At 71.9% G+C, this 24488-nt stretch carries 22 protein-coding genes and 1 riboswitch; of the genes, 5 read left to right on the top strand and 17 right to left on the bottom strand.

Annotated features, from left to right (window positions below; genetic code table 11):
• Window positions 1–47: 47 nt before the first annotated feature.
• The 4 genes from ACZ4Z1_RS25290 to ACZ4Z1_RS25305 all read right to left on the bottom strand — a co-directional run bounded on the left by ACZ4Z1_RS25290 (window position 48) and on the right by ACZ4Z1_RS25305 (window position 3351).
• Entirely contained in the window at window positions 48–587 is a 540-nt protein-coding gene (locus ACZ4Z1_RS25290) for a DUF5304 domain-containing protein (RefSeq protein ID WP_468488897.1), read from the bottom strand.
• 106 nt (window positions 588–693) lie between these two features.
• Window positions 694–1902 carry an ArsA family ATPase gene (locus ACZ4Z1_RS25295; RefSeq protein WP_468488898.1) on the bottom strand — a complete coding sequence of 403 codons (1209 nt, stop codon included), beginning with the start codon at window positions 1900–1902 and terminating at the stop codon, window positions 694–696.
• A gap of 2 nt (window positions 1903–1904) precedes the next feature.
• Window positions 1905–2378 carry an SRPBCC family protein gene (locus ACZ4Z1_RS25300; RefSeq protein ID WP_468488899.1) on the bottom strand — a complete coding sequence of 158 codons (474 nt, stop codon included), beginning with the start codon at window positions 2376–2378 and terminating at the stop codon, window positions 1905–1907.
• Window positions 2379–2586: 208 nt separating this feature from the next.
• Entirely contained in the window at window positions 2587–3351 is a 765-nt protein-coding gene (locus ACZ4Z1_RS25305) for a metallophosphoesterase family protein (protein ID WP_468489033.1), read from the bottom strand.
• Window positions 3352–3672: 321 nt separating this feature from the next.
• Here ACZ4Z1_RS25305 and ACZ4Z1_RS25310 point away from each other — a divergent pair, with 321 nt between their 5' ends.
• Window positions 3673–5469, top strand: a complete 1797-nt coding sequence (locus ACZ4Z1_RS25310) for an AMP-dependent synthetase/ligase (RefSeq protein WP_468488900.1) — start codon at window positions 3673–3675, stop codon at window positions 5467–5469.
• 72 nt (window positions 5470–5541) lie between these two features.
• On the opposite strand, the gene ACZ4Z1_RS25315 is transcribed toward ACZ4Z1_RS25310, so the two are convergent.
• Window positions 5542–6684, bottom strand: coding sequence for a glycosyltransferase family 4 protein (locus ACZ4Z1_RS25315; protein WP_468488901.1), 1143 nt, complete (start codon window positions 6682–6684; stop codon window positions 5542–5544).
• Window positions 6685–6821: 137 nt separating this feature from the next.
• On the opposite strand from ACZ4Z1_RS25315, the gene ACZ4Z1_RS25320 reads away from it, so the two are divergent.
• Entirely contained in the window at window positions 6822–8081 is a 1260-nt protein-coding gene (locus ACZ4Z1_RS25320; RefSeq protein WP_468489034.1) for a glycosyltransferase 87 family protein, read from the top strand.
• On the opposite strand, the gene ACZ4Z1_RS25325 is transcribed toward ACZ4Z1_RS25320, so the two are convergent.
• From ACZ4Z1_RS25325 to ACZ4Z1_RS25345, 5 genes are all read right to left on the bottom strand, one after another.
• Window positions 8038–9261 (bottom strand): hypothetical protein, encoded by a 1224-nt coding sequence (locus ACZ4Z1_RS25325; protein WP_468489035.1) that lies wholly within the window; start codon window positions 9259–9261, stop codon window positions 8038–8040. The genes ACZ4Z1_RS25320 and ACZ4Z1_RS25325 overlap by 44 nt on opposite strands.
• A gap of 97 nt (window positions 9262–9358) precedes the next feature.
• Window positions 9359–10384 carry a C40 family peptidase gene (locus tag ACZ4Z1_RS25330; RefSeq protein ID WP_468488902.1) on the bottom strand — a complete coding sequence of 342 codons (1026 nt, stop codon included), beginning with the start codon at window positions 10382–10384 and terminating at the stop codon, window positions 9359–9361.
• Window positions 10385–10647: 263 nt separating this feature from the next.
• The gene (locus tag ACZ4Z1_RS25335) at window positions 10648–11682 is read right to left on the bottom strand and encodes a C40 family peptidase (protein ID WP_468488903.1); all 1035 of its coding nucleotides are present in this window, start codon (window positions 11680–11682) and stop codon (window positions 10648–10650) included.
• A 419-nt stretch (window positions 11683–12101) separates the two neighbouring features.
• Entirely contained in the window at window positions 12102–13478 is a 1377-nt protein-coding gene (locus ACZ4Z1_RS25340) for an NYN domain-containing protein (protein ID WP_468488904.1), read from the bottom strand.
• A 31-nt stretch (window positions 13479–13509) separates the two neighbouring features.
• A complete protein-coding gene (locus ACZ4Z1_RS25345) occupies window positions 13510–13749 on the bottom strand; it encodes a hypothetical protein (protein ID WP_468488905.1) in 240 nt (79 codons plus the stop codon).
• 273 nt (window positions 13750–14022) lie between these two features.
• On the opposite strand from ACZ4Z1_RS25345, the gene ACZ4Z1_RS25350 reads away from it, so the two are divergent.
• Together ACZ4Z1_RS25350 and ACZ4Z1_RS25355 are read left to right on the top strand one after the other, a co-directional pair.
• Entirely contained in the window at window positions 14023–14742 is a 720-nt protein-coding gene (locus ACZ4Z1_RS25350) for a rhomboid family intramembrane serine protease (RefSeq protein ID WP_468488906.1), read from the top strand.
• Window positions 14739–15020 (top strand): Lrp/AsnC family transcriptional regulator, encoded by a 282-nt coding sequence (locus tag ACZ4Z1_RS25355; protein ID WP_365847114.1) that lies wholly within the window; start codon window positions 14739–14741, stop codon window positions 15018–15020. The genes ACZ4Z1_RS25350 and ACZ4Z1_RS25355 overlap by 4 nt, the downstream gene beginning before the upstream one ends.
• A 79-nt stretch (window positions 15021–15099) precedes the next feature.
• Here ACZ4Z1_RS25355 and ACZ4Z1_RS25360 read toward each other — a convergent pair whose 3' ends face one another.
• The 6 genes from ACZ4Z1_RS25360 to ctaE all read right to left on the bottom strand — a co-directional run bounded on the left by ACZ4Z1_RS25360 (window position 15100) and on the right by ctaE (window position 22359).
• Window positions 15100–16533 (bottom strand): aminotransferase class V-fold PLP-dependent enzyme, encoded by a 1434-nt coding sequence (locus tag ACZ4Z1_RS25360; protein ID WP_468488907.1) that lies wholly within the window; start codon window positions 16531–16533, stop codon window positions 15100–15102.
• Between the two features lie 176 nt (window positions 16534–16709).
• A riboswitch (SAM riboswitch) is annotated at window positions 16710–16827 on the bottom strand.
• An 85-nt stretch (window positions 16828–16912) separates the two neighbouring features.
• Complete coding sequence (gene trpD / locus ACZ4Z1_RS25365; protein WP_468488908.1) at window positions 16913–17977, bottom strand: anthranilate phosphoribosyltransferase; 1065 nt, start codon at window positions 17975–17977, stop codon at window positions 16913–16915.
• Between the two features lie 177 nt (window positions 17978–18154).
• Window positions 18155–19792 carry a cytochrome bc1 complex cytochrome b subunit gene (gene qcrB / locus ACZ4Z1_RS25370; protein WP_468488909.1) on the bottom strand — a complete coding sequence of 546 codons (1638 nt, stop codon included), beginning with the start codon at window positions 19790–19792 and terminating at the stop codon, window positions 18155–18157.
• The gene (gene qcrA, locus ACZ4Z1_RS25375) at window positions 19789–20853 is read right to left on the bottom strand and encodes a cytochrome bc1 complex Rieske iron-sulfur subunit (protein WP_468488910.1); all 1065 of its coding nucleotides are present in this window, start codon (window positions 20851–20853) and stop codon (window positions 19789–19791) included. Before qcrA ends, qcrB begins: the two co-directional genes overlap by 4 nt.
• Entirely contained in the window at window positions 20850–21659 is an 810-nt protein-coding gene (qcrC, locus tag ACZ4Z1_RS25380) for a cytochrome bc1 complex diheme cytochrome c subunit (RefSeq protein ID WP_365847124.1), read from the bottom strand. The genes qcrA and qcrC overlap by 4 nt, the downstream gene beginning before the upstream one ends.
• 79 nt (window positions 21660–21738) lie before the next feature.
• Window positions 21739–22359, bottom strand: coding sequence for an aa3-type cytochrome oxidase subunit III (ctaE, locus tag ACZ4Z1_RS25385; RefSeq protein WP_031004096.1), 621 nt, complete (start codon window positions 22357–22359; stop codon window positions 21739–21741).
• Between the two features lie 298 nt (window positions 22360–22657).
• Between ctaE and ACZ4Z1_RS25390 the strand changes: the two genes are divergently transcribed.
• Window positions 22658–23059 carry a hypothetical protein gene (locus tag ACZ4Z1_RS25390; protein WP_468488911.1) on the top strand — a complete coding sequence of 134 codons (402 nt, stop codon included), beginning with the start codon at window positions 22658–22660 and terminating at the stop codon, window positions 23057–23059.
• A 31-nt stretch (window positions 23060–23090) separates the two neighbouring features.
• Here the strand turns inward: ACZ4Z1_RS25390 and ACZ4Z1_RS25395 are convergent, their stop codons facing one another.
• Window positions 23091–24365 (bottom strand): L,D-transpeptidase, encoded by a 1275-nt coding sequence (locus ACZ4Z1_RS25395; RefSeq protein WP_468488912.1) that lies wholly within the window; start codon window positions 24363–24365, stop codon window positions 23091–23093.
• Window positions 24366–24488 lie beyond the last annotated feature (123 nt).

Genomic DNA, 24488 nt, shown 5'->3' on the forward strand with positions numbered 1-24488 from the left:
ACCGGAGTAGGGAGCGGCGCCCGTGCCCTCCGGGGACCTGGGGCGGGTCAGTCGAGGTCGATCCGCTCGGTGCCGGCGGGCCCTTCGTCGTCCCGGCGGGTGCCCTGGTCGTCACGCTTGTCGCGGATGTCACTCGTGTCGTGGCCGATGTCCGGCCCGGCGGCCTCCCGTGCGTCGGCCGGTGCGGCCTCGCCGGCGGCTTCGCGGGTCCAGCGGCGCTCGCCGCTCTCGACGGCCGAGCGGTAGGCGGCCAGCAGCTCGGACCCGGCGGCGGCGAGGTGGTCGAAGACCTCCGGGTTGCGCTCGACGACCGGCTCGACGACGGCCTTGGCCTGCCGGAAGAGCTGCTGCACGGCGCCCTGCGCGGCCATCCCGGCGAGGGCGCCCGGCAGCTGGATGCCGGCCAGCTTGTCGGTGACGGCCTCCGCGAGACGGCGCAGTTCCTCGGCGGCGCTGCCCGGGGGCGGCCCGTACTGTGCGCGGCGGCGGGCCTTCTCGGCCGCCAGGTCCTCGGCGCAGGCCGTTTCCCAGGCATCGGCGTCGAACCGGTCCGTACGGTCGGCGGGGCGCTCGGTGGCATCGCTCATGGCGGACTCACTCCTGCGGCGGCGAGGCGGATCTGGACCCGCCGCGTGTGCGGCGGTTCGAGGCGGTGCTGCTTCTTCCGACGTTACCCGAACGGCGGTGTGCCGTTCAGTGACCGCGGGGCCAGAGATCCGGATCGGGGGTGAAGCGGATGTGCAGCGCGCCGTCGCGCAGGCCCGCGCCGGAGACCGAGCAGCGGCGCAGCGCGGAGGGCAGGGTGCGTATCCGCCGGAAGCGGCCGGCGGTGACGATGACCTCGTCGCCGCGCCGCAGCAGGCCGAGTCCGTCGCGTTCGGCGCCCGGCAGCGGTACCCGCCACACGAGGATGCCGTCCGAGGCGAGCCGGTCCTGCACGGTCCAGGTGTCGTCGGCGTCCCCGGGCGCGGCGGGTTCCCCGGCCGTGCCGCGGATCAGTTCGTCCAGGTCGTCCGTGCCCTCGGGGTCGCGGCCCAGGTGCGGCACCTCGACGACCGGCGCCTCGGGGAACTCCTCGCGCAGCGCCTTGAGCGCGCTCTGCTGCTGCCCGGAGAGCGCGGCCAGGAACGGGTCGGCCGACCCGGTGGGCAGCAGGCGGTTCACGACGACGGCGTCGGTGCGGTGTCCGTACAGGGCCAGGCCCGAGCGCACCTCCCGCAGGTCCGCGACGGCGGCCGGGCCCGCTTCGGTGACGATCCGTACGGTCGTGCCGGGGTGGTCGATGATCCGCTGTACGGCGGCGAGTTCGTGCTCCCAGCGCTCCGCGGCCTCGTACAGCTTCTGTGTGGGCATCTGCACGCCCGCGAGCTGGGCCAGCACCGGCCGCAGCGCGCGGGCGGCCTGCCGCTCGGGCGGCAGCAGGCGGCGCAGGTAGCGGCGGGCCTGTTCGGGCAGGGCGAGCAGGGCGACGGTGTCGGCGGCGGGCGGCATGTCGACGACGACCGTGTCCGGGCCGTCGGGCCCGCCGGCCGCTTCGTGGGCCTCGCGCAGCTCGTGGAGCAGCGCGAACGCCTCCGCGCCCGGCAGTTCGGTCAGTTCGTCCTCGTCCAGCGGCGCGGCGCCCAGGAGGTCGAGGGCGGCTCCCGCGCGCTCCTGGAAGGCGAGGGTCTCGCGGCGGAAGTGGTCACCGGGGTCGACGCACCGGGCGTGCAGGCCGGGGACGACGGGCACCGGGTGGTCGCCGGGGCGGCCGAGCCGGGTGCCCAGGGCGCGTTCCGCCGCGCCGCCGCGGGCGGTGAGCAGCAGGACGCGCTCACCGCGCCGGGCACCGGCCAGTGCGGTGGCGGCGGCGAGGGTGGTGCGGCCGGCGCCGCCGGGGCCGGTGACGAGGACGGTACGCATGGTCAGAGCCGCTTGGCCTCGTCGGCGGGGGCCGTGGGGCCGCTCTCGACGCGCTTCTTCAGCCCGTCCAGCGCGCGGTCGATGATGACCTTCTCCGCCTTGCGCTTGATCATGCCGAGCATCGGGATCTTGACGTCGACGGTGAGCTGATACGTCACTTCGGTGTGCGCGCCGCCGGCCAGCGGGACGAGCCGGTAGGAGCCGTCGAGTGTCCGCAGCATCTGGGACTTCACCAGCGACCAGCTGACCTCGTGGTCGCTGATCCAGGTGTACGCGAGGGTGTGGTCGTCCTTGATCGCGCCGGCGTCCAGCAGCAGGCGGACCTGCTCGGCACGGCCCTGGTCGTCCTTGCTGAGGATCTCGGCTTCCTTGACCTCGCCGGTCCAGTCCGGATAGCGGTCAAAGTCGGCGATCACTCCCATCACCTCGGCGGGCGCCGCCTCGATCGTGATGCTAGAGCTGGTGTGTTCGGCCATCGCCGTGACTCCTCCATGCCGATTCGTGCCGGTCCGCCAGACGCGTGTCCCTGCTGCTGAAGGCTACCGCGCGGCGAAAGAGCCCCGGACCGGCTCCCCGGCCGATCCGGTCGGCCCTGGAGGCGGCCCCCGGGAAGGACCTCGGGACGGCAGCGGAAATACCCGGGGAAGCCGCGGGAATGCCGCGGGCAGGTCCCCGGGAAGGCCGTCACCACTCCAGGACGTACGGCGTTCCCGTCGCGTTGAAGTGCCCCACGTTGACGCACTCGGTGGCGCCGACGCGTACCCGCGGGGCCAGCGGCTGATGCACGTGTCCGAAGAGCGCGTAGCGGGGGCGGGTCCGGCGGATGGCGTCCAGCAGGGCCGCGCTGCCGCGTTCGAAGCGGCGGGCGACGACGTCGTAGCAGAGCTCCGGGACGTCCGGCGGGATGTGCGTGCACAGCACGTCCACCTCGCCCACGGCCTCGACCTTGGCGGCGTACTCCTCGTCGCTGATCTCGTACGGGGTCCGCATCGGCGTCGTCAGGCCGCCGCCGACGAACCCGAAGACCCGGCCGCCGATCTCCACCCGCTCGCCGTCCAGGACCGTGGTGCCCGGCCGCGCGTACTCGGGCCACAGGTGGGGGAGGTCAACGTTGCCGTACGTGGCGTACGTCGGCTTCGGGAAGGCGGCGAACAGTTCGGCGTACTGCCGGCGGACGGCCTCCTCGATGACGGCCATTCGGCCGCCGCCCGTGCGCTCGATCTCGCCCCACAGCCGCCGGCCCAGGGCGCGGGCCTCCTCGAAGCGGCGGGCGGTGCGCAGCTCGACCAGCCGGTGGGCGTTCTCGACGCCGAAGAGGTCGGGGAAGATGCCGCGCGAGTGGTCGGCGTAGTCCAGGAAGAGGACGAGGTCGCCCAGGCAGACCAGGGCGTCGGCCCCGTCGCCCGCCGTGGCGAGATCCCGCCCGTTGCCGTGTACGTCGCTGACCACATGCACTCGCATGACGGTCACCCTAGATCGAAAGGCGTACGGCCGGGAGGGGGCCGGACGTACCGCCGGGAGACGGGCCCGACCTGCGGTTACTTCCCGGTCACCGAATGCCTGGTCTAGTCTGCGCGAAGCAGTCCCCAGGCGCGCCCGGGCGCGTGTCACACCGCTGTGACGCATCGAACATCTGGGCGTACCCCCCTATCCCAAAAGCAATACCGATGGGTAACGTCCGGGCAGTCCACCACCCCCCCTGCCTGATCATGGACCGCAGCCGGCCGGCACACAGCGTCGTGAGGCCGGCGCCAATGAGGAGCAGCAGTCTTGCGCGAGTTCAGCCTTCCGGCCCTGTACGAGGTCCCCGCGGACGGCAACCTGACGGATCTGATCCGCCGCAATGCCGCGCAGCACCCTGATGTCGCCGTCATGGGCCGCAAGATCGACGGCCGCTGGCAGGACGTGACGGCCGCCGTCTTCCTCGCCGAGGTACGGGCCGCCGCCAAGGGCCTGATGGCCGCCGGCATCCAGCCCGGCGACCGGATCGGCCTGATGTCGCGCACCCGCTACGAGTGGACGCTGCTGGACTTCGCCATCTGGAGCGCGGGCGCGGTCACCGTCCCCGTGTACGAGACCAGCTCCGCCGAACAGGTCCAGTGGATCCTCGGCGACTCCGGCGCGGTGGCCTGCCTGGTGGAGACCCCCGCACAGGAGGCCGCCGTCGAGTCCGTACGGGACCGGCTGCCCGCGCTGGAGAACATCTGGCAGATCGAGCGGGACGCGATCGCCCGGCTGCGCGCGGCCGGCGCCGGCGTCACCGACGCGGAGGTGGACGAGCGCAGCGCCACCGCCGACGCCGACTCCCCCGCCACCATCGTGTACACCTCCGGCACCACCGGCCGGCCCAAGGGCTGTGTGCTCACCCACCGCAGCTTCTTCGCCGAGTGCGGCAACGTCGTCGAGCGCCTCAAGCCCCTCTTCCGCACCGGCCACTCCTCGGTGCTGCTCTTCCTGCCGGTGGCGCACGTCTTCGGACGGCTGGTGCAGGTGGCCTCGGTCATGGCCCCCATCAAGCTCGGCCACGCGCCCGACATCAAGAACCTCACCGAAGACCTCGACTCCTTCCGCCCCACCCTGATCCTCGGCGTCCCCCGGGTCTTCGAGAAGGTCTACAACTCGGCGCGGGCCAAGGCGCAGTCCGAGGGCAAGGGCAAGATCTTCGACCGGGCCGCCGAGACGGCCATCGCCTACAGCCGCGCGCTGGACACCCAGGCCGGGCCCGCCCTCGGCCTGCGGCTCAAGCACAAGCTCTTCGACAAGCTGGTCTTCGGCAAACTGCGCGCCGTGCTCGGCGGCCGCGCCACCCACGCCATCTCCGGCGGCGCGCCGCTGGGCGAGCGGCTGGGCCACTTCTACCGCGGCATCGGCTTCACCGCCCTGGAGGGCTACGGCCTGACGGAGTCCTGCGCGGCCACCGCCTTCAACCCGTGGGACCGCCAGAAGATCGGTACGGTCGGCCAGCCGCTGCCCGGCTCGGTGGTGCGCATCGCCGACGACGGCGAGGTGCTGCTGCACGGCGAGCATCTGTTCACCGAGTACTGGAACAACGAGTCGGCGACCAAGGAAGCGCTCTCCGACGGCTGGTTCCACACCGGTGACATCGGCACCCTCGACGAGGACGGCTACCTCGCGATCACCGGCCGCAAGAAGGAGATCCTGGTGACGGCGGGCGGCAAGAACGTCGCCCCGGCCGTCATCGAGGACCGCATCCGCGCGCACGCGCTGATCGCCGAGTGCATGGTCGTCGGCGACGGCCGGCCCTTCGTCGGCGCGCTGGTCACCCTCGACGAGGAGTTCCTGCCGCGCTGGGCGGCGGAGCACGGCCGCCCGGCCGGACAGAGCGTCACCGAGCTGAGCCGGGACCCGGAGCTGCTGGCCGCAGTGCAGCGGGCGGTGGACGACGGCAACGCAGCCGTCTCCAAGGCCGAGTCGGTACGCAAGTTCCGCATCCTGCCGACGCAGTTCACCGAGGAGTCCGGCCATGTCACGCCGTCGCTGAAGCTCAAGCGCAACGTGGTGGCGAAGGACTTCGCCGAGGAGATCGAGGCGATCTACCGCGCGTGACGCGCACAGCGGCTCGGCCGGACGCCGGGCGTCCTGGGCTCCTTCCAGGGCACCCGGCGTTCGCGTACCGCCCTACAGCAGCTCCTTGAGCCGTTCCGCCAGCAGGTCCCAGCGCCACTTCTCCTCCACCCAGGCGCGGCCGCGCTCGCCCATGCGGCGGCGGGCGGCGGGGTCCTTGAGGAGCGCGACGACACGTTCGGCGGCGACCGTCGGTGAGCCGCCCGGGACGACGTGGCCCGTCTCGCCGTCCAGTACGGCGTCCGGCGCGCCGCCGGAGTCCCCCGCCACGACCGGCAGTCCGGTGGCGGACGCCTCCAGGTAGACGATGCCCAGGCCCTCGACGTCCAGCCCGCCGCGCCGGGTGCGGCACGGCATCGCGAAGACGTCGCCCGCGCCGTAGTGGGCGGGCAGTTCCTCCCACGGCACGGCCCCGGTGAAGCGCACCGCGTGCGCGACGCCCTTCTCCTCGGCGAGCGCGTGCAGCTGCTTCCCGTACGGGCCGCCGCCGACGACCAGCAGCACCGCGTCCGGCACCTCGGACAGGATCCGCGGCATCGCCTCGATCAGGGTGTCCTGGCCCTTGCGCGGCACCAGCCGGGAGACGCACACGACGACCGGCCGCTCGGCGAGCCCGAGCCGGGCCCGTACCTCGTCGCCGCCCGAGCCGGGGTGGAAGGTCTTCTCGTCCACGCCGGGCGGCAGTTGCGTCATGCGCCCGGCGGCGGCCGGCGTCAGCGCGGCGGCGATCCGCGAGCGGGTGTACTCACCGAGATAGGTGATCGTGTCGGTGCCCTCGCCGATCCGCCGCAGCAGTTGACGGGAGGCCGGCAGCTGCGCCCAGCCCGCCTCGTGCCCGTGCGTGGTGGCCACGATCCGGCGGGCGCCCGCCCGGCGCAGCGCCGGCGCCATCAGGCCGAGCGGCGCCGCGGCCCCGAACCACACCGAGGAGCAGCCGTGCCGGCGCAGCAGGGCGGTGGCCGTCCGGGTCACCCGGGGCGTCGGCAGCAGCATCGTCGTACGGTCCCGTACGACCGGGAAGGGCTGCTCGGCGTCGAAGCGGGCGGTGGCCCCGACGCCCTCCTTGCTCCGCTTCCAGGTGGAGGCGTAGACCACGACCCGGTCCGGGTCCAGGCGCAGCGCCATGCTGTGCAGGAAGGCCTGGATGCCGCCGGGGCGGGGCGGGAAGTCGTTCGTGACGATCAGCGTCTTGTCCATTGCCCTGGCACAGTACCGGGTCGGCGGACACGACCGGCGAGGCCGCCCCGGCACCTGCGTGACTCGTCTACGGTCGTGACACGGTGCCGTCCGCACGTACGGGTGCGGACGGCCGCGGACGACGGGACGAGGTGGCGATGGGCAGGGCCGGCGACCGGCGCCCGAAGGACGCGGTGCGCACCTGGGCACCGCCGGTGGCGGTGTGGGCCGCGACCCGGGCGGTGCTGCTGCTGTGCGTGTTCAAGGTGCTGGTGCTGCCCGGCCCGGACGTCACCAGTGACATCTCGGGGATCTACCACGGCTGGTCCGAGGTCCTGAAGTCCGGCGCGTTCCCGCAGTCCGACGTGGCCTGGCAGTACCCGCCGGCCGCCGCGCTCGCCGTGCTCTCCCCCGGGCTGCTGCCCTTCCTGGACTACGCCGCGGCGTTCTTCCTCCTGGCGTGCGCCGCCGACGCGGTCACCTTCGCGCTGCTCCTGTACGCGGGCCGCCGGCCGGGCAAACGTCTGGCCGGCGCCTGGATCTGGACCGCGGGGGTCGCCCTGCTCGGCCCGACCGCGTACGCCCGGTACGACCTGATGGTCACCGCCGTGGCCGTCGCCGCGCTCTTCGCCGCCGCCCGGCACCCGCGCGTGTCCGGCGCCCTGATCGCGTTCGGCGCGCTCCTGAAGGTGTGGCCGGTGCTGCTGCTGGCCGGTGCGCCGCTGCGGGGCCGCCGCGCGCGGGAGTTGTGGGGCGCGGCGACGGTGGGCGCGCTGGCGGTCACGCTGCTCTTCGCCGCCTGGGCTCCTGGCGGGCTGGCCTTCCTGTCCTTCCAGCGCGACCGCGGTACGGAGGTGGAGTCGCTCGGCGCGCTCGTCTTCCATGTGGCCCGGCAGTTCGGCTGGGACGGCGAGGTGCTGCTGCACTACGGCTCCGTGGAGTTCGTCGGCCCGTACGTGCCGCTGGTCAGCTCCCTGGCGCTGGTCCTGACCGTGGCGGCCTTCGGCTGGCTGCTGCTGTGGCGGCTGCGGGCCCGGAGGTTCACGTCCGCCACGCTCGCCGACGCCGCCTTCACCGCGGTGCTGCTCTTCGTGACCACCAGCCGGGTCATCAGCCCGCAGTACCTGATCTGGCTGGTCGGCGCGGCAGCCGTGTGCATGACCCTGCGGGCGAGCCGGATGGGGCTGCCCGCCGCCCTGGTCCTGCCGGCGGCCGGTGCGACGCTCCTGGAGTTCCCCGTCTGGTTCGCGGACGTCGTGGCCAGTGAGGGGCGCGGCGTCGTCCTGCTGGCCGTACGCAACGCCCTGCTCGTGGCCGCCTCGCTGACCGCCTGCCGCCGGCTGTGGCGATCGACGGTGACCGGGCCGCGGCGCGTCACCCCAGCTGCTTCACCACGTACGACCGCCACCGCCGGGTGAATTCCGCCGGGCTCAGTCCGAGTTGGCCGCGCATCGCCCGGTCGGCGCTCTCCCCGCCGTCCCGGCCCGCCGCCCGGTAGAACGCGCCGAGCTTCTTCTCCCCCCAGTGGTCGGCGATCATGCGGCAGGCCAGCCAGCCGCTCTCGTACGCGCGGGCCAGCTGCCGCGCGCTGCGGCTGAAGCGGAAGTCGCCGTCGGCCGGGAGCCGGGACGGGGGTGTGCCCTTGGCGACGGCGTGGGCGAGTTCGGGGGCGGTGACCGCGGGCGGGCGGCCGCCGCCGCGGTAGGCGACCCAGTCGGCGAAGCCCTCGGAGAGCCAGAGCGGGGTGGCGGACGTGGTGGCGGTGCGCGTCGCGACGTGGGTGGCCTCGTGCGTCAGCACGATCTGGCGCCCGGCGGCGGACAGTTCGCCGTACGCCTCCGGATTGACGACGACCCGGTCGGCGGGCGCCGCCGGGGCCGCGCCCGCCTCGCCGGTCGTGACGGCCGCTATGCCCCGGTAACCGTCGGGATCGGTGGCGTTCAGCAGCTCCGCCATCCGGTCCAGCGACTGCGGCGCCTCGACGACGACCCGGCCCGCCCACTTCCCGGGCCACGCCTTCCCGACGGCGGGCACGGCCTGGTCCGTACGGTCCGCCAGTTCGCGCAGTGCCGCGGTGCCGCGGCGCACCCCGAGCACCAGGCTGTGGCGCCCCTTGACGACCTGGACCGGCCCCTGGTCCCACAGCTGGCGCGCGCTGCGCCGCCCGCTGCCGGCGCCGTCCGAGTCGGAGCTGACCAGCCACCGGCCGTCGCGGTCGGTGAGCGTCAGGTACTGCACGGAGGTGACCGGCGCGGTGTCGTACCCGGTCAGCCGGTAGCGCAGCCGCACCTCGGCGGCCACCCGCCAGCCGTCGGCACCGGCCACCGCCGGCAGCCCGAACGCGTCGGTCCGCACCAGCTCGTAGGACCAGGCGGCCAGCGGTACCTGCGCGAGGTTGGTGAACACCGCCCGCTGCCGGGCGCGGTATCCGGCCGCGCGCGGGTCGACCGAGGCGAGGAAAGCCCCGGCGTCCCGGTCGCGTACGGCCGCCGCGCGCCGGTCCAGCATCCGCTGGATGCCCGGCGGGGCGTCCTCCGCGGCGCCGGCCGGGTCCTGGCAGCCCGTGAGCAGCGGCAGCAGCGCCAGCGGCAGGGCCATGCAGAGCGCCGTCCTGATCCGCCGGCCCGTCCGCCGCTGCGCATGTCGTCCTGCCACGCGGCTGATCGTAAGCACCGTCCCCGCGTACGGACAGCGGTCAGGGTCGGGTTACGGACGAGATCGGCATCATGCCGACGGGGTCCGAGCGCACCCGGGCACCCGGGTACGGGGCGTGCACCACCTGTCCGTTGCCCACATACATACCGACATGACTGGCGTCGTCCCGGTAGATGACCAGGTCCCCCGGCCTGGCCTGACTGACCTGAACCTGCTGCCCCGCGCCGCGCTGGGCTTGCGAGGTGCGCGGGATGGAGATTCCGGCGCGCGCGTAGGCCCACTGCATCAGCCCGGAGCAGTCGAAGGCGGCGGGGCCGGACCGCCCCCAGGCGTACGGGGAGCCGATCGCGGAGCGCACCGCCTGGACGGCGGTCCCGGCGCGGCCGGAGGCGGAGGGCCCGGACAGGTCGGGCAGCGAGCGCCCGACCCCGCGGTTGGCCCGGTCGTAGGCGGCCCGGTGCTCGCCGGTCAGCGAGTTCAGCAGGCGCCGCGCCGAGGCCAGTTTGTCCTCGACGTCCTTCTTGTGGCGCGCGACGTCCTGGCGGCTCGACTCCAGGGCCGCCAGCTTCCCGGTCGCCTCCCGGCGCTCCTGCTCCAGGTTGCGCTGGGCGCTGTGGAGTTCGCGCAGTTCCCCGGCCTGTTCGCCTTGGATGCGGTCGAGGGCGGCGGCCTTGTCGAGGTAGTCCGCCGGGTTCTCGGAGAGCATCAGCTTCAGGGCCGGGTCCAGGCCGCCGGAGCGGTACTGGGCGGAGGCGACGGCGCCGAGCCGGCCGCGCAGCCGGTTGACGTGCCCCTGGCCGCGGGCCACCCGGTCCTGGAGGGCGGCCACCTCGGCCCGCAGCTTCCGGGCCCGCTCGTCGGCCCCGTTGAACTGCTCGGTGGCCTTCTCGGCCTGCTCGTAGAGGGCGTCGACGCGCGAGGTGATCTCGGCGGGCGCCGGGCCGGGAACGGCGTGCGCCGCTCCGGCGGACAGGGCCGCGGCGGCGGTGACCGCGGCGGCGGACAGGACGGTGGCCCTGGTCGCACCGGCCAGGCCGGACTGTGAGACACGGCGGTGGGACGCCACGTGAGGCCGCACTCCCTTCCGTGCAGCCCCTGCCGCCCGGGGCGGGCGGACGCAGACCGGCGGCTGCGAGGGCAGACAGTAACGGCGCCGGTGGCCCGCGGCCAAAGACCCGCAACACCCGTCGCCGGTAGGGAAAAAGCCGCCCCGCCGGTGACTGCGCAGGTCACCGGCGGGGCGGGAAGTCAGCGGCGGGCACCGCAATTCGCCCGAACGGGCGCCGGGTCCGGCCGCATCCCGTGGCGCGGGAAGCGGCCGGCGGAGTGTCAGACGCGGACCCCGAACTGGAAGGGCATGTTGTTGATCGACTCGTAGCGCACGGACGCGCCCGGCTTCGGCGCGTGCAGCACCTGGCCGTTGCCCGCGTACAGGCCGATGTGGTGCAGGTCGCCGTAGAAGAGCACCAGGTCGCCCGGCTTGAGCGCGCTCTGCGAGCCGATCCGGGTACCGGCGTTGGCCTGCGCCTGCGAGGTGCGCGGCAGCGACTGGCCGGCCTGCTGGTACGCCCAGGAGGTCAGACCGGAGCAGTCGAAGGAGGAGGGGCCGGTGGCGCCCCACACGTAGGGCGAGCCGATCTTGGAGGCGGCCGCGGACAGGGCGGCGGCGCCGCGCTGCGAGGCCGGAACGTCGTTGCCCAGGTCGGGCCGCTCGTTGCCGCGGCTGGAGCGGTTCTTCTTGTCCTCCTCCTGCTGCAGCGCCGCCTTCTCCTTGGCGGTCAGCGTGTTCAGGAGCTCCTGCGCCTTGGCGAGCTTGCCCTTGATCTCGTCCTTCTTGTCACCCAGTGCCTTGCGGGTGTCCGAGAGGTCCTTGATCTTGGCCGCGGCCTCCGCGCGCTCCTGCGCGAGCTGCCGCTGCTTGTCCGCGATGGTCTTCAGCTGCTCGGCCTGCTTGCCGCTCAACTGGTCGAGGGTGGCGGCCTTGTCGAGGTAGGTGTCCGGGTCGCCGGAGAGGAAGAGCTGCACGGACGGGTCGATGCTGCCGCTGCGGTACTGGCCGGAGGCGACGGCGCCGAGGCCCTTGCGGAGCTGGTTCAGCTCGCCCTGGCCGCGGGCGACCTTGTCCTGGAGGGCGTCGACCTCCTTCTGCAGCTTCTCCTGGTCCTCCTTGGCCCCGTTGTACTTCTCGGTGGCCTGCTCCGCCTGCTCGTAGAGCTTGTCGACCTCGGACTTGACGTCTTCCTTCTTCGGCTTCGGGTCGGCGTGGGCGGCCTGGGACGAGAGGGCGACGGCCGCCGCGGCGGTCGCGGTGAGGACGGTCACGCGCGTGCGGCTCGGCTGCTTGGGACGACGGTGGGACGCCACGGAGGCGAGCTCCTTCTTCCTTCAGCCGCCTACCGGGCGTGGGGGGGGTACGGGACCCCGGCTCCGCGTGAACGCCGCGGATTCGGCGGTTCCTTCACTGTTCATCCCGGATGGATGATCAACTGCATGAAGGGTTGAGGCCTGACCTTAGTAACCGAGTTGTGATCGCTTCAAATCCTCACCGGAAAAAACTGCTGGATGCTCCTCATCCTTTACCAACATCACACAGGCAGTAATGGCCACTTGACACTCAGGCACGAATGGCAGGCATGACCCACCTCGTTGATGGGTACACCTTCACCCCCGACCCGCGCGTCGCACCGGCCGCTGATTCCCCCACAGCCGCACGAGCAGGATAAGTCCCGCAGCTCCCATCGGGACGTGCGTTCCGGACAAGTCGTACGGACAGAACGTACGACTCAGGTGCGGGCAAGTCGCTTGAGCAGCAAGGCCGATGCGACCGGCCGCGCCCCCGCCTTGGCCACACCGTCGGCCACCTCGCGGTCCGTGGAGACCACCACCACCGGACGGCCGGGCGGCTCGGCCCGTACGAGCTGGCGGATCAGCTCATCGGCCGTCACACCCGGCTTGCTGAACAGGACCCTGACCCCGCGCGGCGGCGCCAGCAGCACCGGCGCGGCCAGCTCCGCACCGTCGAAGACACACGTCATCTCCGCGCCGGTCTGGGCGGCCAGCACCGCGAGGCCGCCCAGCAGCCGCAGCCGCTGTTTGTCCAACGGCATCGTCGGATAACCGGTCTTGGTGACGTTGTACCCGTCCACCACCAGGTGGGCCTGCGGCAGCGCCAGCAGCTGGTCCAGCAGGGCGGGGTCGGTCTCCGACAGCGCGCGCGTGGCGATGTCCTTGGGCGTCATCTTGCCCGGCGCCACCGCGTCCACGGTGTCCGCCGGGTGCGTGTCGGCGGGCGGCAGCGCCAGTTCCCTGCGCAGCCCCTGCGCGGCGTCCAGGACGGTGTCCAGCAGCAGCCGCAGCCGCATGTCCTCGACGCTGCGGCCCTCGCGCGTGGCGCGGCGACTGGCCTCCAGGGACGCCTCGGTCTCCGCGATACGGGCCTTGAGGCGGCGCACCTCGCTGTCCGCGGCGGTCTTCTCCTGCGCCGCGGCGGCCCGCACGGACTCCGTCTCGGCCGCGGCCTTGCGTGCCGCCGCCTCGCCCCGCTTGACATCGCTGAGCGCGCTGCGCAGCTTGCGCTGCAACGACTCGTTCTCCTTGCGCAGCGCGTCCAGGTCACCGCGGGCGCGCTCGGCCTCGGCCCGGGCCTGCGCGCGGGTCTGCGCCAGCTCCTCGCGCAGCGCGGCCAGCTCGCGTTCGGCCTCCTCGCCGGCCTGTTCCGCGCGGGCGCGCTGCGCCTCCTCGCCGGCCGCGGCGACCAGCTTCACCCAGCCCTCGGGGCGCAGCACATAGGCCGCCGCCGCGACATCGAGCGGGTCGGCGGCGGCGGGCGGGGTGCCGTTGTCCAGCGCCTCGGCCAGTTCCGGCTGCGCCTCGCGCAGCCGGCCCGCGATCCGCTGCCGGAAGACCGCGTCGTTCTCCAGCGCGGCGGCCATCGCGTTGCCCGCGAACTTGGCCCGGCGGATGGGGGTGAACCGGGCGTACTGGCGCAGCGGCGGCGGGAGTTCGGCGACCGTCAGGCCTCCGAAGGACTCCGCGGTGAGCGCCACGACCCGGCGCCGCACGCCCTCGGGCAGCGGACGGTCGAGCACCTCGTCCGCCTCGGCCGCACCGGCCTCGGCATCGTGCTCCGCCCCCGCAGGCCCTTCTGGACGCTCCACCACTACTGCATCGCTCCGATCTCAGGCGCTCGACTCAGGCACTGGCGCCCGGCCGGTCGACCAGCTCGATCTGGTCGACCGCGTTGCACCAGCGGCAGCGCACGGACTCGATGCTCTCACTGAGCACCTCGCGTTCCTCCACCTTCGGCTCCCCGGCGAGGTCGAGGTGGACGTACTCCACGACCTCGGAGCGCCGGGTCACGTCGAAGCGCGTCAGATTGCCGCACAGCGTGCAGCGCCACCGGGTCCCGTCCGTCGGCAGGGGAACAGCCATGGTGTCGTCCTCTTTCGTCACGCTCGGGCGAGCGGGGCTCGTGCTGTCGGTCGGGGGCTTCCCGCGGTGCGCCGTCGGACTGCGGAAGTACGCGGGGTACTGCCCGTTACCCTACGGCCTGACGCGGGTACGGTGCGGGCCCGCCCGGGAGGCGGGACGCGGCGAGGCACTCTGTCCCGATTGCCCGTATTACGCAATGATCACTTCATGACGGCCCCGCCCCTGTTCCCCCGGACGCCCCGCGCCCGCACGGTTGCGACCGTGTTTTCCCGCATGACGAACGTCCTGATCGCCCTGTGCTGCGTGGCCTTCGTCGTCGGGCCCGCCTCGGGACTCAACGGCATATACGGCACCGGCGACGCCGTCGTCCAGGCACAGACCGCGTACTTCGAACGCTGGGGCGTCATCCCGCGCGACCTGTGGAGCGGCTCGCCGGGTGCGCTGCTCACCCCGCTGACCGCGCTGTTCGTGCACGGCAGCTGGCTGCACCTGCTGGGCAACGTCCTCTTCCTCTACGTCTTCGGCGGCATGACCGAGAGCCGCATGGGCCGCCTGCCGTTCACCCTCTTCTACCTCGTGACCGGCTACCTGGCCCTGATGGGCTACGCGGCCGCACACGCCTCCTCCGGGCAGACCCTGGTCGGCGCCTCCGGGGCGATCTCCGGGGTGCTGGGGGCGTTCCTCTACCTCTTCCCCAAGGCCCGGGTCACCAGCATCTACCCGTTCCTCTTCTTCCTGCCGCTGCGCTTCCCGGCGTGGATCGTGCTGCTGTTCTGGTTCGTCCTCCAGTGGATCGCCGCGCAGCGCGACCCCAGCACCCCGGGTGTGGCCTACCTCGCCCATGTCGTGGGCTTCGCGGTGGGCTTCCTGTACGCCTGGGTGCGGTATCGGCCGAGCCCCGCTCCGCCCGGGGACGCCGCCGCGGCCCCCGGTAGTGTGGACTCCGCCGGAACGGCGAAGCAGCAGGCGGCCGAGGGAGAGAGCCAACCGTGATCACTTCGATCGTGCTCATCAAGACCAGCGTGGACCAGATCCCGGAGATCGCGGAGAAGATCGCCGCACTGGAGGGCGTCAGCGAGGTCTACTCGGTCACCGGTGCGCACGACCTGATCGCCATGGTGCGGGTGGCCGAGCACGACGACCTGGCCGACGTCATCCCCGGCCGGATCAGCAAGGTGCCGGGCGTCGCCTCCACCGAGACGCACATCGCCTTCCGTACGTACTCCCAGCACGACCTGGAAGCGGCCTTCGCGATCGGCCTGGACGCCTGACCGGAACCGCCCCCGCACACGAGACCCGCACCGCGGCGCCCGGACAGCGGAGCGCCGCGGCGCGGGCGGTCCGGAAGGCCTACGCCGCGGTGTCCGGCACGCAGCGCCCGTCCTCGGTGCGGTAGCTCCACCGCGCGCCCTGCGTCACCAGTTCCTTGACGGCCCGTACGAAACGGTCCACGTGCTCGTCGGGCGTGCCCGCCCCGAAGCTCACCCGGATGGCGTTCAGCGACTGCTCCCCCGGTGCCCCTTCGGGCGCACCGCACTCTCCCGGGGCCTGGGACTGGGCGCCCAGCAGGGTCCGTACGAGGGGGTGCGCGCAGAACAGCCCGTCGCGCACGCCGATGCCGTACTCCGCGGAGAGCGCCGCCGCGAAGTGCGAGCTGTTCCAGCCCCGGACGACGAAGGACAGCACGCCCACCCGCGGAGCGTCGTCCCCGAACAGCGAGAGCACCGTGACCTCGGGCACCTCGGCGAGGCCCGCCCGTACCCGCTCGACCAGCTGCTGCTCCCGGGCCACCAGGTTCTCGAAGCCCGCCTCGGTGAGCGCCTTGCAGGCGGCGGCGATGGCGTAGACGCCGATGACGTTGGGCGAGCCGGCCTCGTGGCGGGCCGCGGTGGTGTGCCAGTCGACGTCCACCCCGCCGTCGGCGCGACGGGCGACCGTACGGCTGGCGCCGCCGCCCGCGAGGTAGGGCTCCGCGGCCTGGAGCCAGTCCGCGCGCCCGGCCAGCACACCGGCCCCGAAGGGCGCGTACAGCTTGTGGCCGGAGAAGGCCACCCAGTCCACGTCCAGCCCGGCGATGTCGACCGGGTGGTGCGGGGCGAGCTGTGCGGCGTCGAGCACGATGCGCGCCCCGTGCGCGTGCGCGGCGGCGGCCAGCTCCCGTACGGGCCACAGCTCACCGGTCACATTGGACGCACCGGTCACGCAGACCAGGGCGTGCCTGTAGGGCTCGCGCTCCGCCAGCGCCCGCTCCAGCGTGTCCACCGCCTGCTGCGGGGTGCGGGGCGCGTCCAGGTACGTCACCTCGACGTCCGCGCGCTGCTCCCAGGGCAGCAGCGAGGCATGGTGCTCGGTCTCGAAGACGAACACCCGGGTGTCCGCGGGCAGCACCGCGGCCAGCAGGTTCAGCGAGTCGGTGGTGGAGCGGGTGAAGACCACCTGGTCGCCCTCCCGTCGCCCACTACCACCCTTGCCGGACTGGGCTTCGCCCAGGCCCCCTTCGATTCGGCAGCCGAGAAAGTCCGCGACCTCGGCGCGGCAGTTCTCGAACAGGTCGGTGGACAGCTGCGAGAGGTAGCCCGCCCCGCGGTGCACGCTGCCGTAGTACGGGGCGTACGCGGCCACGTCGTCCCAGACGCGCTGGAGCGCCGGGGCGCTGGCGGCGATGTCCAGCGCGGCGTACTCGACCTCGCCGCCCGTGACGAGCGGGACCAGCACGTCCCGGCCCAGCACGGGCAGCGGGGCGCAGACGGCGGCATCGGTGGTGGTGACAGCGGAAACAGGCATGGCGAACTCCCGTGAAGGCAGGGCGACTTCGCTGCGGGGCCCACACGCCGAAGCGGGACCGGCCGGCAGCGGTGAAAGGAAAAAAAGGGGGGTGCGGAAAACGGGGCCGGACGGCCCTAACGCATTCGCTGAATCACGGGAGATCTCCCTCAAGGACCAGGATCCCTGGCACGAGGGATCCGCGCTTGCCGCAGACCTCGCTGCCTGCGACCTGGTCATCACCCGGGGCACCCCGCCACGGACGGAGGGTTGCCGGACAGCGGGCCGGGGCCGTAGTCGCTGTCACTCGTGACCTGGGCAGAATCATGCCACACGATCGGAAACGCGCAAGGCCCGGTCCGCATCCCGGACCGGGCCCCGCGTCACACCACGGCCGCCCTCAGGTGTTGCTGGCCGCCACCCACCGCTCCAGCGCCCGGCGGGCCGCGCCGGAGTCGACGGACTCGGCGGCCTTGGCGATGCCCGCCGCGATCTGGTCGCTCAGGGGCGCGTCCGTCGGCTCCAGGGCGACCAGCGCCGCCGCGGAGTTCAGCAGGACCGCGTCCCGTACGGGGCCCGTCTCGCCGCCCAGCATGCGGCGCGCCACGTCCGCGTTGTACGAGGCGTCGGCGCCGCGCAGCGCCTCCACGGGCACCAGGCCGATGCCCACGTCCCGCGGGTCGAAGGTCTCCTCGCGTACGCCGCCGTCCCGTACGACCCAGACCTTGGACGTGGCGGTGGTCGTCAGTTCGTCCAGGCCGTCGTCGCCGCGGAAGACCAGGGCGGAGGAGCCGCGCTCGGCCAGCACCCCGGCCAGGATGGGCGCCATCCGCGCGTCGGCGACGCCGGTGGCCTGGGCCCGTACCTTCGCCGGGTTGGTCAGCGGGCCCAGCACGTTGAACGTCGTACGGATGCCCAGTTCGCGCCGTGCGGGCGCCACGTGCCGCAGCGACGGATGGAACTTGACCGCGAAGCAGAAGGTGATCCCGGCCTCCTCGGCGACCTCGACGACCCGGCGCGGGGTCAGGTCCAAGTTGACACCCAGCTTCTCCAGCACGTCGGACGCGCCGCTGGCCGACGAGGCGGCCCGGTTGCCGTGCTTGACGACCTTCGCGCCGGTGCCGGCCACCACGATCGAGGACATCGTGGAGATGTTGACGGTCTTGGCGCCGTCGCCGCCGGTGCCGACGATGTCCACGCTCGGGCCCGGCACCTCGATGAGGTTGGCGTGCGCGTACATCGCCCGTACCAGGCCGGAGATCTCCGCGACCGTCTCGCCCTTCGCCCGCAGCGCCACCGCGAACCCGGCGATCTGCGCGTCGGTGGCCTGGCCGCGCATGATGCGGTCCATCGCCCACGCGGTGTCGTCGGCGCCCAGGTCGCGGCCCTGGAGGAGGGCTTCCAGCACGCCCGGCCAGGTGCGGGCCGCCACGCTGTCGCCGCCGTTCGGGGTCGCAACGTTCATGGTCCACACTCCTGGATTCGTCTCCTGCTGGTGCCGAAACCCTATCCGGCGCCGGGACATGCCGAAGGGCCCCGTCCAATGGGGTCTCCCCTGCTCATTAAGAGCTTGGGGAACTGGAAGGGGCCCTCTGGGTGGCGTACTTACGCGGTGGTACTGCCGTGCGTCACACGGCGGGGATCAGTGGTGGCCGTGGCCGCTGGTGATCTCCTTGTACTCCTCCGGGGTCGGCTTCGGGATGACGTTGTCCTCGCCGTAGTAGCCCTTGGAGAGCTTGGCGCGGAGCTTCGTCGACCGCTTGACCTTCCGCTCGACACCGTTCTCGTCGACCTCCGGGCCGATCTCGAACGGCTTGGGCTGCTCGTGCTGGGTGAGCGTGTGCAGCTGCTCCTGGTTGAGCGGCTCGTGCACCTCGATGAACTCACCGTGCGGCAGGCGCTTGATGATGCCGGACTCGCGTCCGTGCAGCACCTTGTCGCGGTCCCGGCGCTGCAGACCCAGGCAGATCCGCTTGGTGACGATGAAGGCCAGCACCGGCCCGACGAAGAAGCCGATCCGGACGAACCAGGTCAGGGCGTTCAGCGACAGGTGGAAGTGGGTGGCCCACAGGTCGTTGCCACCGCCGATGAGCATGATCAGGTAGGCGGTCAGCCAGGCCACACCGAAGCCGGTACGCGTCGGGGCGTTGCGCGGGCGGTCCAGGATGTGGTGCTCGCGCTTGTCCCCGGTGACCCAGGACTCGACGAACGGGTAGACCGCGATCGCGACCAGCACCAGCGGGAAGATGAGGATCGGGATCAGCACACCGAAGTTGATGGTGTGGCCCCAGATGTCCCACTCCCAGCCGGGCATCACACGGACCAGACCCTCGGCGAAGCCCATGTACCAGTCGGGCTGGGCGCCGGTGGACACCTGGTCGGGCCGGTACGGGCCGATGGCCCACACCGGGTTGATGCTGGCGACCGCCGCGATCACCGAGATCACGCCGAAGACCAGGAAGAAGAAGCCTCCGGCCTTGGCCATGTAGACCGGCAGCAGCGGCATGCCGACGACGTTCTTGTTGGTCTTGCCGGCACCCGGGAACTGCGTGTGCTTGTGGTAGAAGACCAGGATCAGGTGCGCCACCAGCAGTCCCAGCATGATGCCGGGCAGCAGCAGGACGTGGACCGTGAAGAACCTGGGGATGATGTCGTGCCCCGGGAACTCCCCGCCGAAGATGAACATCTGCAGGTACGAGCCGACCAGCGGCATCGCCAGGATGACACCCTCGATGAACCGGACGCCGGTGCCGGAGAGCAGGTCGTCCGGCAGCGAGTAGCCGGTGAAACCGGTGAACATGCCCAGCACCAGCAGCAGGAAGCCGAACAGCCAGTTGACCTCGCGCGGCTTGCGGAAGGCGCCGGTGAAGAACACCCGCATCATGTGCACCATCATGCCGCCCAGGAAGACCAGGGCCGCCCAGTGGTGGATCTGCCGGATGAGCAGACCGCCGCGCACGTCGAAGCTGATGTCCAGCGTCGACTCGAACGCCTGCGTCATCCGGATCCCGTGCATGGGCACGTACGAGCCGTGGTAGGTCACCTCGGCCATGCTCGGGTGGAAGAACAGCGTCAGGTAGACGCCGGTCAGGATGATGATGATGAAGCTGTAGAGGCAGATCTCACCCAGCATGAAGGACCAGTGGTCCGGGAAGATCTTGCGCATGTTGGCCTTGGCGAGGCTGTAGATGCCCAGCCGGCCGTCCGCCCAGTCGGCGATCCGCTCGCCCCGCGGCGCCTGGCCGCGGCGCGTGGTGGTCGCGCTCGTCTCGTTACTCATCCGCGCTCCCAGAAGCTCGGGCCGACGGGCTCCGCGAAGTCGCTTACGGCTTCGAGGAAGCCGTCCTTCACCGTGATGTGCAGCTGCGGCAGGGCGTGTCCGGCGGGGCCGAAGATGACGCGTCCGCCGTCGGACAGGTCGAAGGTCGACTGGTGGCAGGGGCACAGCACGTGGTGCGTCTGCTGCTCGTACAGGCTGATCGGGCAGCCCACGTGGGTGCAGATCTTCGAGTACGCGACGATGCCCTCGTGCGACCAGTCCAGTTCCCGCTTGTCCTTGATGTTCTGCGGCTGGATCCGCACGAGCATCAGGGCGTCCTTGGCGATCTTCTGGTTGAACTCGTGGTCGTCCTCCTCCAGGCCCTCGGGCTTGGCGAAGGTCAGCGAGCCGACCGCGATGTCCTCGGGACGCAGCGGGAGGTTGGTCGACTGGTTGACCAGGCGGATGCCCTTCTTCCAGCCGGTGGTGCGGAGCTTCTTCTCCGGCAGCGGGCCGAGGTCGCGCAGCAGCACCACACCGGAGAGCGGCACCAGGGCCAGCGCGCCGAACATGGTGTTGCGGACCAGCTTGCGCCGGCCGATCCCGGACTCCTTCGCGCCCTGGCGGAAGTCGTCCATGACCTTGGCCTTGACCTCGGGGGCCGCCTCGATCGGGTGCCGGTCGTCGGCCACCTCTTCGTCGGACATCAGCGTGCGGGCCCAGTGGACCGCGCCGGCGCCGATGCAGAACAGCGCCACACCGAGCGTCAGGCCGAGCCAGAAGTTCAGCGCGCTGACGTGACCGAACGGCCAGATGTAGGTGATCTGGTCGACCGGGAAGATCACGTACGCGGCGATGAAGCCGACCGTCGCGAGCATCGACAGGGTGAAGAGGAAGGCGACCGCGCGCTCGGAGCGCTTGGCGGCCCGCTCGTCGATGTCCTGGATGCGGGGCTCGTGGGGCGGCAACCCCGGGTCGGCGAAGGGGTTGTCCGCCGTCTCGACCGCGCCGCCGTGAGCCGTGTCCCGCTCACTGGGGAGGTTCTTTTCTGGCACGTCTTCGTGTCGTCCAGTCTCACTCATGACTTCTTGGCCTTCGTAGTCCGGGCTGCGACCCAGATGGCGACCGCGATCAGCGCGCCCAGGCCGGCGATCCAACCGAAGAGGCCCTCACTGACCGGGCCGAGACCGCCCAGGCCCAGACCACCGGGGCTGGGGGTGTCGTCGCTGTTGACGGCGCCGAGGTAGGACACGATGTCCTTCTTGTTCTGCGGGGACAGCGAGCCGTCACCGAAGGAAGGCATGTTCTGCGGGCCGGTCTCCATGGCCTCGTAGATGTGCTTCGGGTCCACGCCTTCGAGCGTCGGTGCGAACTTGCCGTTGGTCAGGGCGCCGCCCTTACCGGTGAAGTTGTGGCACTGCGCGCAGTTCGTACGGAACAGCTCACCGCCCTTGGCGATGTCCGCGCCGTCCTTGCTGTACTGGTCCTTGCCGGGCACGCTGGGACCGGCGCCGAGCGACGCGACGTACGCCGCGAGCTGGTCGATCTCGGCCTGGCTGTAGATGTTCTTCTTCCGCGGCACCTGGGCGCCGGGCTGCTGCGCCGGCATCCGGCCGGTACCGACCTGGAAGTCGACGGCGGCGGCGCCCACGCCGACCAGGCTCGGGCCGTCGGAGGTGCCCTGACCGCCGGTGCCGTGGCAGCTGGCGCAGCCGACGGCGAAGAGCTTCTTGCCCTCCTTGATGGCAAGAGACTGGGCGGTGTCATCGGCCTGAGCCTTGTCCGCAGGCGCGAACGCGGCGTACAGCCCCCCAGTGACCGCCAGCGCGAAGAGTAGGACGACGAGCGCCGCCAGCGGATGGCGCCGTCGTGCGGAGAGCTTTTTCACGGATTACCCCGGTGTCAGGATCTTCTGCGTCGATGCTTTGGCTATGTCTGTCTGATGCGCGGTTCCGGTGCGTGACCGGTCAGCGGATCAGGTAGATCGTGGCGAAGAGGCCGATCCAGACGACATCGACGAAGTGCCAGTAGTAGGACACGACGATGGCCGCGGTGGCCTGTTCGTGGGTGAACCTCTTGGCCGCGTACGTCCTGCCCAGGACCAGCAGGAAGGCGATGAGTCCGCCTGTCACGTGCAGTCCGTGGAAGCCGGTGGTCAGGTAGAACACCGATCCGTACGGGCCGGACGAGAGCGAGAGGCCCTCCTCCTTGACCAGATCGGTGTACTCGAAGACCTGACCGCCGATGAAGATCGCACCCATGATGAAGGTGACCACGAACCAGGTCCGGAGCTTCTTGACATCGCCGCGCTCGGCCGCGAACACGCCGAGCTGGCAGGTCAGGGAGCTGAGCACCAGGATCGTGGTGTTCGTCGCGGAGAACGGAAGATTCAGCGCATCGGCGGATTCCTTCCAATACTCGGTCCCGGTCACCGAACGGAGGGTGAAGTACATCGCGAAGAGGGCCGCGAAGAACATCAGCTCGGAACTCAGCCAGATGATGGTTCCGACGCTGGTGAGGTTCGGCCGATTGACCGACGGGTGCGCGTGCCCGGTTTCTACTGTCGTTGCTGTCGCCACGACCGACATTATGTCGGTCGCTTATCCCGCCCTCACTCCGGGGGGTGCCGTTCGGTGTGTCAAGGGCGTATGCCCTGCTCGTACGGCCCACCGCGGCAGTCGCCCGAAGGGAGGACCCGGGACCCGCCGTACGGCCCCGCGTCCCCGCCCCGACCAGTCCTGACGGGCCGTCGGCCAGATCTTGGATCCTGTCGAACCCTCCTGCGCGCCGCCGTACGAGCAGTAGCATCCGCGCTGGAGGCACCACCCGGCGGCGGCCGGGCGAGGCCCCGCCCGAAGCCGTACCGCCGAGATGTGTGGAGGAACGATGCAGGCGACTGCCACGGTGCTGGTCTACAGCGACAACGCCGACACCCGCGAGCAGGTACGGCTCGCGACGGGCCGCCGGCCTGCCGCCGACGTGCCGCCGGTGGAGATCGTGGAGTGCGCGACCCTCCCGGCCGTCCTGGAGGCCCTGGAGCGGGGCGGGATCGACGCGTGCGTCCTGGACGGTGAGACGGCGCCCGCGGGCGGCATGGGCGTCTGCCGGCAGATCAAGGACGAGATCTTCCACTGCCCGCCGGTGCTGCTGCTGATCGGCCGTCCGCAGGACGCCTGGCTGGCGACGTGGAGCCGCGCGGACGCCGCTGTGACGCACCCTGTGGACCCGGTGGCCTTCACGGACGCCTTGGCCGGGCTGCTGCGCCGCAGGCTCCTCACGGAAGCCTGAGCGGCCTTCTGGAGGCCTTCCTGAGGGCCTCTCAGGCCTGCGGGCGCAGCCGGGCGGCATTCTCGGGTCCCGGCCGCTGGTCCTGTTCGCCTGTGGTGCTGGGCTTGTTCTTGTCCAGCGCGCTGCCCTCGCGCCACTGCTTCCACGGCATGTTCCAGTCGCCGAAGCCGTTGTCGAAGGGCGTCATGGTCTCGCCGCCGCTGTTGACGACCTTGACGAGGTCGCCGACCCGCACGGTGTCGAAGAACCACTTGGCGTTGCCGGTGGACATGCCGGTGCAGCCGTGGCTGACGTTGGCGGCGCCCTGCGACCCCACGGACCAGGGCGCCGCGTGCACGTACTCGCCGCTCCAGGTCACCCGGGTGGCCCAGTAGACCGGCAGGTCGTAGGAGTCCGAGCTGCCCGACGGGATGCCGATGCTCTCCCCCCGCATCCGTACGAAGCCCTCCTTGCCCAGGATGACCTTGGTGCCGTTGCGGGTGGAGTAGCCGGGCTTGCCGGTGGTGACGGGGATGGTGTTGATCTCCTCGCCGTTGCGGGTGACCGTCATGGTGTGCGCCGCGGCGTCCGTGACGGCCTCGACCCGGTCCCCAGTACGCAGCTTCACGGGCTTGGCGGGACCCCCGTACAGCCCGCCGGTGATCTTCAGGCCCTCCAGGTTGCTGCGGACCTCGATGTCGGCGTGCGCGGGCCAGTACTCGCGCGGCCGGAAGTGCAGCGTCCTGCTGTCGACCCAGTGCCAGGAGCCCTCCACGCGCGGGGCGGAGCGGACCTTCAGGGCGCCCTCCACGATCGCGCGGGCCTTGGGGTCCTTGACCGGCTTGCTCAGCGCGGCCGTGACGGGCTGTCCGACCCCGTACGTGCCGTTGTCGGGCCCGAGCTTGACGTTCAGCCGGTCGCCGGTGTCCTCGGTGTCGATCTGGAGGACCTTGCGGCCCGGCGCGCCGTCCTCGTCCTCGGTGCTGACCCGCACCGTGTAGCGGGTGCCGGCGGCCAGCGGGACGGTGGTGCGCCACTGCCGGCCGTCGGCGGCCAGTTCGCCCCTGATGTAGCGGCCGGAGGCGTCGGTGGCGGTCACGTCGGTGATCCGAGCCTCGTCACCGGTGGTGGAGACCTCCAGCGGCTTGTCCGGGTCCGCCTTGCGGCCGTCCCCGGGCGCGTTCGCCGAGATCTGCCCGGCCGCGTCGTACGGCGCGGCCGAGAGCGGGTCCGACGACGAACCGCCGCAGGCGGTGGCGCCTGCCGCCAGGGGCGCCAGCAGGAAGGCGCAGCCGAGCGCCGTCCGGTGTCGTGGTCTGTGGCTCATGACCCCAAAGTAGGAAAATCCCCCGGCCGCGGCGCGCTGGAGGACTGCAAACGGGCGGGGGGGGGGGGGGGGAAAAAGGGGTTGGAACACAAAGCGGGCAGGAGGAACCTCCCTCCTTCTGGT

Source organism: Streptomyces sp. NPDC030165 (assembly GCF_055573595.1).